Raw genomic sequence first — 14,159 nt, forward strand, 5'->3', positions numbered from 1 at the left:
TGATTCCCTTGAGCCCTACGCCGGGAGAAAAGAGTGAAACTAGCAGATATCGCATACCAGATAACAGGACGATAAATTCAATGACAAAAAAAATCATATTAGACACAGATCCGGGTATTGATGATGTAATGGCGATCCTGTTCGCAGAGGCACACCCTGAGATCGAGCTAAAGGCGATCACCACTATTTACGGTAATGTGACCATAGAGGGCGCCACCCATAATGCACTTTATCTGAAACAGAAATATCAGCTACAGGCCGATGTCGCTCAGGGAGCGAGTAAACCTATCGTCAGGCCGCCGGTTGGCCCAACCGTTGTGGTGCATGGAGAGAGTGGTTTCGGTGATGTTGAGGTCCCCGCCGAGGTCGAAGGTGAGGCAGATGCCAGGCCTGCGTATCAATATATTATCGATGCCGTCAAAGCCGAGCCCAAAGAGATAACTCTGGTGGCTATCGGTCCTTTGACTAACCTGGCGTTAGCTCTGCAGGCCGAGCCGGAAATTGTCAATCTGGTCAAGGAAGTGGTCATTATGGGCGGTGCATTCGGGGTGAACGATCACCGCGGTAATGTGACTCCCTATGCCGAGGCCAATATTCATGATGATCCCCATGCGGCCGACATCGTTTTCAGTGCTTCCTGGCCTGTGGTTATCATTGGATTGGATGTCACCGAGCAGAGCTTCTTTACCGGAGATTATCTGGATAAGCTTCGAGTTGATGCCGGTGAAGTCGGCCAATTTATCTGGGATGTCAGCCGTTTCTATCTTAAATTTTATAAGGAGAAGGTTGGTCTGGATGCCTGCCATGTGCACGACCCATCGGCCATTGCTTATGTGATAGAGCCTGAACTGTTTACTCTCAGGGAAGGGCCTGTACGCGTGGTGACCGATGGGCCTGCAGAAGGGATGACAATTCAGAAGTTTGATGGTCGTACGTATCTTCATGACGAATGGGAGAAGCATACGCCACAGCGTGTGGGAGTTGCCGTGAAGGATGCCGAGCTGCTTGAGATATATCGTCAGAGCATCATAGATTATGGCCGCAAAATGAGTTAACGGCATGAATTACATCGATATCGAATCGATGTAATCAGTATCTTAAATTGTCTGAGGCGTAGTGTTTTCCACTACGCCTTTTTATTGCCAGCCTTCGAATGAAGGCTGGTTACATTTTCTCTTTTGGTTCATTGTTTTTGGAGTGTGTGCTTGAAGGTCGTACCTTCATGTTTATCTAACGCCTGCCCGGCGGGGCATGTGCAGATACTTCTGCGAGTCGCAGCAAGCACATCCCTGTGTGCTCTGCGATGACATCCTTGTCATCGAAGCTCGCAGCTGCATCTACACTGGATGATTTTCTCTCTTCGATTAAGGCTTTATTGCTAGGCTTCGTAACTAACTTCTGCCCCATTCCTTGCTAGGGATACAGCTCTCCAGTTAACCGCAGCATTGCTTTTCTTATTGAAGCTAGGATCCGGCTCCATTCAATTCGCACCCTGTTAATAAACGAAACGCTTGCGGATGAACGGCTAGGGGTGCCAATTCGCCGATTTTAACTTACTGAATAATTTTCAGTCCATTCGGGTAATAAAGGTTTGCTCGTCATCCACAAAAGCCACAAAGCCGCCGTGATAGATAAACACCCGACCACGCCCCTCAACTAGACAGGCAAGCTGTGGGTTCAAATCTTCTTCGTTATCCTGGCTTTGAAAAGTGCCGGTATCGGTGATTACGCCGCTTAGAGTAGGCAAATATCCATAAGTACGCTTGGCTTGATCAATCAGGTTCAATTCGCTGGCGGTAGAGAAGCAAAAGGGAATCGCACCGGCTTCTTCGATAAATATAGTTTTCAGTTCTTCAAAAGCTGTAATCACCAGCCAGTCGATGCCGTTAACATTATGGATAAACATAGAGTTTCTCGGTAATTCTGATGCGGAGATTTTATCACTATCAGAGGAGAACGTAGTAGAGATTTAGTTGCTAAAGGCGGTAATTCTGTGCCATTTCCGGACATTCACTAGGCCAACTTGAAACACGTTTTTGTCCAAAAACGAGTTAGTAATCTGATAATGCTCAATGTGATAATGCTCAATCGAAGAGAGAGATAACTCTGGTGCAAGTGAGCTCGAGGGCTTCGGTTTCATGGATGAAACCGCAGAGCGTATAGGGATATATTCACAGCGTACCGAGAGATTACTTGCACTAAAGCCTGCTGCAAGCAATAAACACCAATGAAGCTTTGGTTACGAACAAAATAACCAAATAGCAAAACCTGCCCAATGAACCCAATCTAAAAAGATATTTGAAACTTGTTATCGGACAAGTAACCAAATCTTTGGTGAGAGTGCGGCAGTGTTATAGCTGAGTGCCATAACACTGCCTGTAATACTATGTAGACCGGCCTACAGTCGTGAGGCAACCAGTGCCGCATCGGGCATATTGGCCGCACCTTCACGTTCGACGGCCAGCGATGCGTATGCGTTGGCGTATTTACCGGCGTCGTGGAGGGTTTCCCCCTTGACGAGTCGGGCGACCAGAGCGCCGTTAAAGGCATCACCAGCACCTGTGGTATCGGTGACGGCACATTTTATAGCTGCAATCTCGATGAAGCGCTCATTTTCATACAGAAGAACGCCTTGGGAGCCACGGGTGATGACCACGGTATTAACGCCCATCTGGTTGATCTTCTCGGCTGCCTGTTTGGCGCTGCTTAGATCGGTGACCTCGATCCCAGTCATTAACGAGGCTTCGGTCTCGTTTGGCGTGATAACATCCACAAACTCTAACAGCTCTGGTGTCTCATCATGATAAGGCGCTGGATTGAGCACCACTTTCACCCCATGGTTACGGGCTATCATCATGGATTGCTTGATGGCGTCGATATTGTTCTCGAGTTGTGTCAGAAATAGATTTGCGCCGACAATATGTTGCTCGGCTTGTAAGATCTCATCTTGAGTGATTTCGGTGTTGGCACCCGAATGCACGGCTATCATATTTTCGCCTGTCTGTTCACAGACATAGATAAGTGCATTCCCCGTCGGCGAGGTCTCAGATTCCACGATAATCGTATTATCTATTCCTGTGCCGGCGAGGTGTTCTTTGGCAAAGTGGCTGAATTGATCTTTGCCTATCTTAGTCATGAAGGTGACGTTAGCCCCGGACTTAGCCGCTGCATAGGCCTGGTTTGCTCCCTTGCCGCCCGCGCCGATATTATTACTCAGCGAATGCAGTGTCTCGCCGGGCTGCGGGAAACGCTCCAATTTGGCGACGATGTCGACGTTAAAGGAACCGAGTATAAAAATCTTATTTTTCATCTTGCTGACCCCATCGTTTATGAGGCTCTGGGTCATAAGATTTGATAAAGAGCTGCTGGCAGTTAACTGAGACAGTAAGCTATCCAGACAATATTTATCGGCATCGAATTCAGCAGAACCTTGTACACCGCCATGAGTCCTTATCACTTGCTTTTCCTGTTCCAGATGCACCAGATCACAACGAATGGTCTTTGGCGTCACCTGAAGCAACTTGGCTAATTGCGCATTTGATAAGGTTTTATGTTCGCTGAGCAGCTTTAAGATAACTGTCAGTCTTTCATTTCGGCTTAGTTTGTTCATAGGATCGAATATACGTGTAGAGTTTCGCTGTGGCTGTGATTAAGATGAAAGCTTAGCATGTAAAACGCACCACTTGGTTCGTTTTATCATGCAATTCCTTTCTTCTGTTTAGCAGTTTGCATTCAGTGGGCTTATACCGATTGGTATTATCAATATTTACAGGCAAAAAAAAGGCGCATCGTTCGATGCGCTAAAATCACAAGTAAAAGGGTTGTAGAACTATTCTCGAAATTAATCTTCTAAATTTAGCTTCGAAACTAATCTTCGAAATAGTTGAGTATGCCCAGTGCGGCATCGCGTCCTTCGGCGATGGCGGTAACCACGAGATCTGAACCTCTTACCATGTCGCCGCCGGCAAAAACCTTTGGATTGGTGGTTTGAAATGGGTTATCACTCGCTTTAGGTGCAATAACGCGTCCCCACTCATCCAGGTCGACATTATGGTCTTTAAGCCAATCTGCCGGGCTGGGTTGGAAGCCGAATGCGATTATGATGGCGTCGGCATCGAGCAGGGCTTCGCTGCCCTCGATAACCTCAGCACGGCGACGTCCGCTATCGTCGGCGGCGCCCATCTGTGTTTCTACGCACTGTATGCCACTAACTTGACCGTCTTGAGTCTTAATTGCGACAGGCTGTCTGTTAAATAGAAACTGAACACCTTCCTCTTTCGCATTTTGTACTTCACGGCGTGAACCGGGCATGTTCTCTTCGTCGCGGCGGTAGGCACAAGTGACCTCTTTAGCACCTTGACGTATGGCGGTGCGAACACAATCCATGGCGGTGTCACCACCCCCGAGGACCACGACCTTCTTACCTTTAAGGTTGAGATAGGGGGACTCTTCATCTGTAGTCCCCATGATGTGGTGAGTATTACCGATGAGGTAGGGCAGGGCCTGATAGACACCTTGAGCGTCTTCGCCGGGTAATCGGGCCTTCATTGCGGTATAAGTCCCCATGCCGAGGAAGACGGCATCGTACTCATTAAGTAAGTCATCGAATGGGAGATCTTTACCTATCGCGCTACCTAATTTGAACTCTATTCCCATCCCTTCGAGGACGCTCCGACGGGTCGCCATCACCGACTTGTCGAGCTTAAATGAGGGAATGCCATAGGTAAGCAGTCCACCTATCTGCGGATTTTTATCGAACACGACTGCGCTGACACCGTTGCGCGCTAATATGTCGGCGCAGCCAAGTCCCGCGGGGCCGGCTCCAACAATAGCGACACGCTCTTTTCTCGGTGTAACTTGGCTTAGGTCTGGTTTCCACCCCTGGGCGATGGCGGTATCGGTAATATATTTCTCGACGTTACCTATGGTGACAGCACCAAATTCATCGTTCAGGGTACAGGCGCCTTCGCAGAGGCGGTCCTGAGGACACACGCGGCCACAGATCTCCGGCAGGGTGTTAGTTTCATGTACCAGGTCCGCAGCCTCTAAGATGCGACCCTGTTGGGCGAGTTTTAACCAGTTTGGTATGTAGTTATGTAGTGGACACTTCCACTCACAGTACGGGTTACCACAATCTAAACAACGGTCCGCTTGTTCATTCACTTGAGTCTGAGCAAAGGGCTGGTATATTTCAATAAACTGCGTGGCACGCTTCTTCGCAGGGTGCTTAACAGGATCTTTACGACCGACTTCTATAAATTGAAAATCATTACTCATCAGTACTTACCCCGCTATCACTTTGAGTTCAGGTTGTGATTGCTCGAGCCTTAGTAGATCTGAGACTGGAACGCTTTTAGGTTTGACCAATACGAAGCAGTCGAGCCAATATTCAAAATCGGTTAACAGCATCTTGGCGTGTTCACTGCCGGTTTCGGCAACATGCTCCTCGATCAAGGCTTTCAGGTGCTGCTGATGTATGGGGGACTCTAACTTCTGAGTATCCACCAGTTCAGTATTGACCCGGCGATTGAATCGTCCGAATCGGTCAAACACATAGGCAAAACCACCAGTCATACCTGCACCAAAGTTAACGCCGGTTTTACCCAGAACGAGGACAATACCACCGGTCATATATTCACAACCGTTGTCGCCGAGTCCTTCAACAACTGCTGTTGCTCCCGAGTTTCTTACTCCGAAGCGTTCACCGGCGATGCCGGCTGCGAACATCTTACCGCCCGATGCTCCGTAGAGGCAGGTATTGCCGATAATGGAGGAGCGTTCGCTCTGGAAGGTGCTGCCCAATGGAGGATGGATGGTGATCTTACCGCCAGACATGCCTTTACCGACATAGTCGTTGCCATCACCACAGAGGGTAAGCTCGAGGCCGGGGCTGTTCCATACACCGAAGCTTTGTCCGGCGCTCCCATTAAACTTCAGCTTGATGGGAGCCTTAGCACCCTCCTTGCCCACTGTTTTCGCGATAAAGCCTGAAAGTGCTGCGCCAACCGAGCGGTCAGTGTTGTTGATATCAAACCTTGCATCAATAGAGAGCCCCTGTTCTACAGCCTCTCTGGTTTTTTCAAGGATCTTGATGTTTAATTTGCCAGGATCCGATGGCGGGTTTATCTCCTGCCAGGTACGAGCCGAACCCTCTCGGATTTTCGGAGTGTATAAGATCGGGCTGAGATCCAGTCCCTGTTGTTTAAGGGTATCGCCATCGAGTGCCGCTAACCATTCGCTTCGACCCACGAGATCTTCAAATTGTGTCACACCCAGTGCGGCCATCCACTCTCTGATCTCTTCGGCAACGAACTCGAAGTAGGTCATGACGCGCTCGGGCAGACCATGATAGTGCTCATTTCTAAGCTTTTCATTTTGAGTTGCCACACCGGTTGCACAGTTGTTCAGGTGACAAATTCGCAGGTACTTACAACCCAGCGCTATCATCGGAACCGTACCGAAACCAAAGCTTTCCGCTCCTAACAGCGCAGCCTTGATCACGTCTTGACCGGTTTTTAATCCGCCATCGACCTGAAGTCGGATCTTATGGCGAAGGCCATTTTTAACCAGAGATTGATGAACCTCTGCAAGGCCCAGCTCCCACGGGCTACCGGCATATTTAACCGATGTAATCGGGCTGGCACCTGTACCACCATCATAACCTGAGATGGTAATCATATCGGCATAAGCCTTGGCTACACCGGTTGCTATGGTGCCGACCCCCGGTTCAGATACCAGTTTGACCGAGATGAGTGCCTTGGGGTTAATCTGTTTGAGATCGAAGATAAGCTGCGCCAGATCTTCAATCGAATAGATATCATGATGTGGAGGCGGCGAAATCAGCGTGACTCCGGGACGGGCATTACGCAGCGCTGCAATTTCAACGCTGACCTTATGTCCGGGAAGTTGTCCGCCCTCTCCAGGCTTAGCGCCTTGTGCCACCTTAATCTGCAGAACTTCGGCGTTCATCAGATAGTGAGCGGTAACGCCGAATCTGCCTGATGCGATTTGTTTAATTGCTGAGTTTCGTTCTGAGTTGAAACGGGCCGGGTCTTCTCCGCCTTCGCCTGAATTGGAGCGGCCTCCCAGGCGGTTCATGGCTACAGCCAGGGCTTCATGGGCTTCGGGGCTCAGTGCACCAATACTCATGGCTGCGCTATCGAATCTGGGATAGAGCGTATCGGCTGACTCGACGGTATCAAGCTCAACCGCGTCCAATTTCCCATTTATCTCGATGAGATCTCGTAGTGTCGCAACGGGTCTGTTATCGACCAGCTCGGTAAATCGTTTATAGGCCGGATAATCTCTCTCTTTCAGACAAGCTTGCAGGGTGTTGACGACATCAGGATTAAAGCAGTGGTATTCACCACCCTCAACATATTTCAGTAAACCACCCTGGCTCAATGGTTGATGCGCCCTGAATGCGTGCTTATGAAGCAGTACCTGATCTTGTTCGAGTAGTTCAAAGCTCGCACCTTCGATACGGCTTACTACGCCATTGAAGCACAAATCGACCACATTCGACGCCAGACCGATAGCCTCAAATTGTTGACAGCATCGATAGGAGCCGACAGTGCTGATCCCCATCTTAGACATGATCTTTCTCAGGCCCTTGTCGATACCATGGCGGAAGTTGAGCAATAGATGACTCGTTTGTGAGACATTATTGAGTTTAGCGAGAGCCGAGATGGACTCATAGGCCAAATAGGGGTAGACCGCCGTGGCGCCGAAGCCTAATAACACAGCAAAATGATGAGGGTCACGAGCCGAAGCCGTTTCTACTATGATGTTGGTGTCGCAGCGCAGGCTCTTATTGACCAGAACATGTTGAACCGCACCAACGGCCATGGCCGCAGGGACTACTTGCTTAGAATCTGCCGTGGCTCTGTCTGATAATATCAGTAGAGTCGTGCCTGTGCGGGCTAGTCTTTCCGCTTCATCACAGATGCGTTTAACCGCATTTTCAAGCCCTTCGTCTAAGTCGTAGTTAAGATCTACTGTATTTGCTCGATAGTAGGTCGAGTCCAGTGCCATTAACTGGTTGAAGTCGCTAAAAAGCAATACCGGCGAGTTAAACATAACCCGATATGCATGACCCGTAGTCTCATTGAATAGATTCTGCTCGCGCCCGACACAGGTCGAGAGAGACATTACATGTTTCTCTCTGAGTGGATCGATAGGCGGATTAGTGACCTGGGCAAATTTCTGTCTGAAATAGTCATAGATGGTACGGGACTTCTTAGACAGCACGGCCATAGGGGTGTCGTCACCCATGGAGCCTGTCGCCTCTTCACCTTTTTGAGCGAGAACCCAGATAACTTGCTCGAGCTCTTCACGTGAGTAACCGAAATGCTTCTGATATTGCAGCAGTTGAGCGTCGGTGAATTCACATACTCCCTGCTCCTCATTAGGCATCTCTTCGGCCGGGGTTAACGTCCGGCTATTTTTGGCCATCCACTCTTTGTATGGGTGACGGCGCTTGAGATCGTTATCAATCTCAAACGAAGAGTAGAGCTGACCGTTCAGGGTGTCGAGTACCAGAAGCTCACCGGGGCCAACACGACCCTTCTCAACGACTTCATCGGGGGCATAATCCCAGATCCCCACTTCGGAGGCCAGGGTGAGTATTCTGTCTTTGGTGATCACATAGCGCGATGGGCGCAAACCATTTCGATCGACAGCGCAGGCCGCATGCCTGCCGTTTGTCATCACGATGCCGGCGGGTCCGTCCCAAGGCTCCATATGCATGGAGTTGAAATCGTAGAAGGCTTTGAGCTCTTCATCCATCTCCGGATTACTCTGCCATGCTGGTGGTATTAACAGGCGCATGGCTCGATATAGATCCATGCCGCCGGCCAACAGCATCTCAAGCATGTTATCGAGTGATGAGGAGTCGGAGCCAGTTTCGTTTACGAAAGGAGCGGCTTGCTGCAGATCGGGCAGTAGAGGGGCGTTAAACTTATATGCACGAGCACGTGCCCACTGTCTGTTACCTGTAATTGTGTTTATCTCACCATTATGGGCCAGATATCTGAAGGGTTGTGCCAGTGGCCACTTAGGTGATGTATTGGTAGAAAATCTTTGATGGAAAAGACAGATAGAGCTCTGGAGCCTGATATCGGCAAGATCCAGATAGAATTCGGGGAGGTCGACAGGCATCATTAAGCCTTTATAGACAATGACCTGTCCAGATAAGCTGGCAACATAAAAATCTTTATCATGGGGCAGTTGTTGCTCTAAACGGCGTCTGGCCATATAGAGGCGACGTTCGAGATCTTTCTCTCGCCAGCCAATGGGAGCATTAATGAGTACCTGAAAAATCTGTGGCTGACTCTTCTTTCCTATCGGTCCAAGTACATCGGGATTAACGGGTACCTTTCTCCATCCTGCAACGCTTAGGGTCTCTTTTTCTAATTCTCGTTCTAATAAGAGTTTAGCTTCATTGGCGAGTTGCTCATCCTGGCTGAGGAAAAACATACCGACAGCAAATTTACGGCTCAGGTGCCAATCGTTTTCGGCTGCAATGGCTTCGAAGAATTTTATCGGAAGTTGCATAAGCAGACCGCAGCCGTCACCCGTACGCCCATCGGCGGCGATGCCACCACGATGCTTCATGCGATCCAGGCCATGTATTGCTGTTCTTACTATTCGATGGCTTGGTTCACCGTCCATTTGGGCTATCAGACCAAAACCGCAATTATCCCGCTCGAAACTGGGGTGATATAAGCTCATACAAAAACTCCCTAAAACTTTAACTAAATACTACTCGGGGTTAATTAGTATAGATATTCACCCGAACGATCCAAATTACCGCCAGAATGGGAAAAGGTCAAACCAAAAGATTGCATAAAATTTGAGTGGTTTATGCCGTTTAATACGTAAGATTTAGCGGTTGACGTTTACGTAAACTGTTAAATTGGTTGTATAACGTTATGAATAAAAAGAATTTTAGAAAGTTGGTACGCGCCAGTTTACGAAGTTGTAACAAGTTTGATGTTTAATTTATTTTTAGGAAAGTGATTTTTTTTGCACGTACAGTGAATGTTTTTGTGATTTAGAGTGTGAGTAGTTATGCGTTGTAAGTGAGTTTTGTTTGGTTTTTATTATAAGTTAGTACTGGATCACGTTATTTCTTCCTATTCGGGTATAGGTGAGATAATCCACAATCTTTGATATGACTCGAGGTTTCCGAATGGTAAATAGATTAGAATAGTGTAATTAAATGGTGTGAGTGAGTGCTTTGTGGGTTTGGATCAGTACGTATATACATTTGGTGTTTTTTGTAAGAATCAATTTGGTGAAAGACTAAGAAAGTTAACCATAGATGCCAAGTTTACCTGTCCAAACAGAGATGGCACCTTGGGCAAGGGGGGCTGTACCTATTGTAATGTTGCCTCTTTTAACCACGAACATGGCACTGAGCTATCAATTCAAGAGCAGCTTGATCAAGGCCGAGAAAGGGTTGCAGGAAGATCTTCTAAATATATCGCTTATTTTCAAGCGTATACCAGTACCTACGATGAATACCGAGTATTGAAAACTAAATACGATGAAGCGATTAAAGATCCTGACATCGTAGGACTTTGTGTAGGCACCAGGCCGGACTGTGTTTCCGATGATGTGATTGAGTTACTGGCATCATATCAAGACAGAGGCATAGAGGTGTGGTTGGAGCTTGGCCTGCAATCGGCAAAAGACAAAACACTTAAACGTATCAATAGAGGCCATCTCATGGCTGATTATATTGATACCGTCACGCGAGCTCGCGCACGTGGTATTAAGGTCTGTACTCATCTTATTCTTGGCCTACCCGACGAAGAGCATCAGGATTACCTGAATAGTTTAAACGCCGTTTTGGCGGCAGGCGTAGATGGGTTAAAGCTGCATCCGCTGCATATTGTCGAAGGCAGTACCATGGCAAAAGCATGGCGCAACGACAGGATGAAACTGCTAACGGTGGAAGAGTATGCTTACAGCGTTGGTGAGATGATCCGTCACACTCCAAAAGATATTATTTTTCATAGGGTAACAGCCTATGCAAAGAAGCCTATGTTACTTGCTCCCGATTGGTGTGCCTTTCGCTGGAATGGCCTTGTAGCCATTGTGAATGATCTGAAAGCCAAGGGTGAGCAAGGAAGCTATTTGATTTCTAAGCTAAAAGTTGAATAAGGTATTCAATTAGGCTAATTAAATAGCAGATTTGATTAAACATTAGTTAAAAGATGGTTAAAAAATGATGGTTTTCACTGACATATTGCTCAATTAGTTGCGCCAGCAATTATAGCGGGTATTATGTGGTAAATTAGTCTTTAAACAGTCAAAATTTTTGAGAGGTGCCTTAATATGGCCACAGCTGAGATTGAATCAATATTGGATCTTAATACACTAGAGCAGTACTGCAGTGCTATTGGTGCGGGCACTTTGCTAAAGAGTGTCGTCTTATTTGAGCAGCTAATGCCGGAATATGTAGGAAACTTAGTTAATGCTAAGGAAGCTCAAGACAAAGATACTTTATGCTCCGAGGCTCATAAGTTTAAAGGTGCCGCAGGTTCTGTTGGTCTGAAGCGAATTCAACAATTTGCTCAACTTCTTCAGCACGGTGAAGATGCTGCCTGGGCAAGCGAGCACGATACTTGGTTACAAGCTATTGTTGATAACGCGAATCAAGATTTGGCCGAACTTAAGCAATATCTTGAATCTAAAGTTTAAAGCCTGATCCCATATTCTCTTCTATATTTCTTGCTAGATTTTTTACTAGAGAATGAGAAGTAAAGAGAAGTGATAAAGCGCTAATGAAACCGAGTTTCATTAGCGCTTTTTATTGCCCCCCATTCATTCCAATACCAGTGCACCGTCTTCTGTGTTGAATTTTATCCTCACCATCATTGAGTCGTCGTTTATTGTTTTATTTAGGCAAATATCACATTATCAACTCTTAATCGAATCCTAACCTCCTCATTTTGTGGTAGAGTTGAATAGAATATTTTGATGACAATTACTGTTGGTAATCGATTTTATGAAACACTTGCCTAGTTTAAAAAACCTCTTTTATTTGGTTAACTTACATCACGAGCAGAACTTTAATCGGGCTGCAAAAATATGCCATGTGAGTCAATCGACACTCTCTAGTGGCATTCAAAATCTGGAAGAGCAGCTAGGGCACCAGTTAATTGAACGAGACCATAAGTCCTTCATTTTTACGGCGATTGGTGAAGAAGTTGTTCAAAGGTCGAGAAAGTTACTCACCGATGTCGATGATCTCGTCGAGTTAGTGAAGCACCAGGGAGAGCCGATGACCGGGGATATCCGTCTGGGTTGTATTCCTACTATTGCGCCATTTCTATTGAGTCGGGTTGTCAAACATTGCCAAAAGAGTTATCCGGATCTGACTCTTTTTTTGAAGGAGGACACGACCGAACGCCTGCTCGATGCCCTAGGTAAAGGGGAGTTGGATCTACTGCTTCTGGCTCTTCCCGTCGACACGAGTGGTTATCACAGCATGAAGGTCGGCATCGATCCGTTTAAACTTGTGGTACATGAAGAGTTAGCGGATGAGCTTCATGAGCCTTTAGACTTCAACTCTTTCCCTGACGAGAGTATCTTTCTCCTTCAAGCCGAACATTGTATTACCGGTCATGCAATAACAGCCTGCCAGCTGGGTGATAGTGCCAAGGTTAATCCATTTGCCGCGACAAGCCTGCATACTTTAGTGCAGATGGTAAATAGCAAGTTGGGTACTACTTTTCTGCCACAGATGGCCATCGATGCCGGCATATTAAATGACACAGAGTTAAGTGTCATGCAACCTCCGGGTGATGCCCCATATAGAGATATTGGTCTGGTTTGGCGACAGACCTCCAGCCGTATTTTAACCTTCAGAACGTTAGGTTTAGCGATTCAAAATCTGTTGGAAGGAAGGGAAGAGTAGCCTAAGAAAGTTGCTGTCAGTAATTATTGGATCACTGACAGCTTTTTTATTCTCTCTTAAACAGAAGCGATTGGAAGCCGTTATGCCAATCGCTTGCTAAGGGCTTTATCCGCGTTTAGGAGAAACACCATAGACTTCAGTCGAATGTTGTTTCCCCTTCAACTTAATCGGGCCTAAGTTGTTTAGAACATACAGGCTGTTATCTTTCTCAATTCTGGATTCCAGTGCGCCAGAGATAAGCATTCTCTGCCCGAGAGGGTTGCATTGATCTTGTAATCTCGCCAATGTGTTGAGTACGTCACTGAAGAAACTAATCTCCTGTTTCTGAACTCCGACTACGGCGGCGACGACTTGACCACAATGAGCAGCGGCTTTGAACTTAGGAACAAAACCATATTGCTCTTCGAAATACTGACGTTGCCAATTGAGTTGCTGACTGAATTCATAGTAGATATTGAAACTTCTATCTTTAAGGATCCCGTCTTCGAGCGGCCAATGTATTAAGACTGCATCGCCCATATAACGATAAATTTCGGCTTCATTATTAGTTACAGTATCGGCAAGAAGGCTGAAACTATCTTGTATTAAACGGCTGAATCGATAGTCGCCTAATGATTCTGCATGGGTCGTTGAGGCAACCATATCCAGATAGAGGAATAACCTCTGTTCGTATCTCGGTTTATGGTATTTTCCAAGGCCAATATTGAGTAATACACGAGGTCCTACTAACAGCGCCATCTGTTCGATGAAGGCTAAACCCACTCTAACTACAACTAAGTATATAATTAGTGCCTGAAATGACGGACTGTAAAGTATATGAGCCGTTAACATCTGCCTCAAGGTGGCCATGTGATTTTCTATAGCCCACATATTCAGGAATTGGGTTATATAAGCAAGAGTGGTCGCCCCAAGCAGAAGGAATAGGCCTTTGAAGATAACAGAGAATATATAGGGAAGTCGGTTTATCGCGCTAAAGTCGGCAATCAGGTTAGACATCCAATGTAAACTACCGAAGATGAATCCCATATAGATAGCTAGTGTGGCGAGATCTACACTGCCGGTTGCCCATTGTGGAAGTTCGGGTGCTTGTGCATATCGAAAAAACACAAACGCCGCCATGGCAATTCCCCAAGCGAAAATCGCAAAAATTAGTTTTTTTGCTTGTATACGTGCTTTCACTGTATCAGGGGTATCCTAATGCTTCGTTCTTTATTCAGGATGCGGTAGTTTA

The 14,159-nt window shown here is 46.9% G+C and carries 10 protein-coding genes; 4 read left to right on the top strand and 6 right to left on the bottom strand.

Annotation, left to right across the window (positions count from 1 at the left end; translation table 11 throughout):
• The first annotated feature begins 80 nt into the window (after positions 1-80).
• Positions 81-1,055, top strand: a complete 975-nt coding sequence (locus tag SSED_RS05765) for a nucleoside hydrolase (protein ID WP_012141469.1) — start codon at positions 81-83, stop codon at positions 1,053-1,055.
• A 175-nt stretch (positions 1,056-1,230) separates the two neighbouring features.
• Here the strand turns inward: SSED_RS05765 and SSED_RS24815 are convergent, their stop codons facing one another.
• From SSED_RS24815 to gltB, 5 genes are all read right to left on the bottom strand, one after another.
• Complete coding sequence (locus SSED_RS24815; RefSeq protein ID WP_190273195.1) at positions 1,231-1,407, bottom strand: hypothetical protein; 177 nt, start codon at positions 1,405-1,407, stop codon at positions 1,231-1,233.
• A 160-nt stretch (positions 1,408-1,567) separates the two neighbouring features.
• A complete protein-coding gene (locus SSED_RS05770; protein ID WP_012141470.1) occupies positions 1,568-1,906 on the bottom strand; it encodes a hypothetical protein in 339 nt (112 codons plus the stop codon).
• Between the two features lie 492 nt (positions 1,907-2,398).
• Entirely contained in the window at positions 2,399-3,610 is a 1,212-nt protein-coding gene (gene rbsK, locus SSED_RS05775; protein ID WP_012141471.1) for a ribokinase, read from the bottom strand.
• A gap of 257 nt (positions 3,611-3,867) precedes the next feature.
• Entirely contained in the window at positions 3,868-5,277 is a 1,410-nt protein-coding gene (locus SSED_RS05780) for a glutamate synthase small subunit GltD family protein (RefSeq protein ID WP_012141472.1), read from the bottom strand.
• A 6-nt stretch (positions 5,278-5,283) separates the two neighbouring features.
• On the bottom strand, positions 5,284-9,732 hold the full coding sequence (gene gltB / locus SSED_RS05785; protein ID WP_012141473.1) for a glutamate synthase large subunit: 4,449 nt from the start codon (positions 9,730-9,732) through the stop codon (positions 5,284-5,286).
• A 510-nt stretch (positions 9,733-10,242) separates the two neighbouring features.
• Between gltB and mnmL the strand changes: the two genes are divergently transcribed.
• The 3 genes from mnmL to oxyR all read left to right on the top strand — a co-directional run bounded on the left by mnmL (position 10,243) and on the right by oxyR (position 12,928).
• Positions 10,243-11,169, top strand: a complete 927-nt coding sequence (gene mnmL, locus SSED_RS05790; protein WP_012141474.1) for a tRNA modification radical SAM protein MnmL/YtqA — start codon at positions 10,243-10,245, stop codon at positions 11,167-11,169.
• Between the two features lie 174 nt (positions 11,170-11,343).
• Positions 11,344-11,709: an Hpt domain-containing protein gene (locus tag SSED_RS05795; RefSeq protein ID WP_012141475.1), complete on the top strand. Its 366-nt coding sequence runs from the start codon at positions 11,344-11,346 to the stop codon at positions 11,707-11,709.
• Between the two features lie 307 nt (positions 11,710-12,016).
• Entirely contained in the window at positions 12,017-12,928 is a 912-nt protein-coding gene (gene oxyR / locus SSED_RS05800) for a hydrogen peroxide-inducible genes transcriptional activator OxyR (protein WP_012141476.1), read from the top strand.
• 105 nt (positions 12,929-13,033) lie between these two features.
• Here oxyR and SSED_RS05805 read toward each other — a convergent pair whose 3' ends face one another.
• Positions 13,034-14,107 carry an adenylate/guanylate cyclase domain-containing protein gene (locus SSED_RS05805; protein WP_012141477.1) on the bottom strand — a complete coding sequence of 358 codons (1,074 nt, stop codon included), beginning with the start codon at positions 14,105-14,107 and terminating at the stop codon, positions 13,034-13,036.
• Positions 14,108-14,159 lie beyond the last annotated feature (52 nt).

This window comes from Shewanella sediminis HAW-EB3, assembly GCF_000018025.1.
Classification (GTDB): domain Bacteria; phylum Pseudomonadota; class Gammaproteobacteria; order Enterobacterales; family Shewanellaceae; genus Shewanella; species Shewanella sediminis.

Coding starts and splice junctions, on each gene's coding strand:
- SSED_RS24815 (WP_190273195.1), bottom strand. CDS start 1,407: ATGGGGCAGAAGTTAGTTACGAAGCCTAGCAATAAAGCCTTAATCGAA.
- SSED_RS05780 (WP_012141472.1), bottom strand. CDS start 5,277: ATGAGTAATGATTTTCAATTTATAGAAGTCGGTCGTAAAGATCCTGTT.
- rbsK (WP_012141471.1), bottom strand. CDS start 3,610: ATGAACAAACTAAGCCGAAATGAAAGACTGACAGTTATCTTAAAGCTG.
- SSED_RS05770 (WP_012141470.1), bottom strand. CDS start 1,906: ATGTTTATCCATAATGTTAACGGCATCGACTGGCTGGTGATTACAGCT.
- SSED_RS05765 (WP_012141469.1), top strand. CDS start 81: ATGACAAAAAAAATCATATTAGACACAGATCCGGGTATTGATGATGTA.
- oxyR (WP_012141476.1), top strand. CDS start 12,017: ATGAAACACTTGCCTAGTTTAAAAAACCTCTTTTATTTGGTTAACTTA.
- SSED_RS05795 (WP_012141475.1), top strand. CDS start 11,344: ATGGCCACAGCTGAGATTGAATCAATATTGGATCTTAATACACTAGAG.
- gltB (WP_012141473.1), bottom strand. CDS start 9,732: ATGAGCTTATATCACCCCAGTTTCGAGCGGGATAATTGCGGTTTTGGT.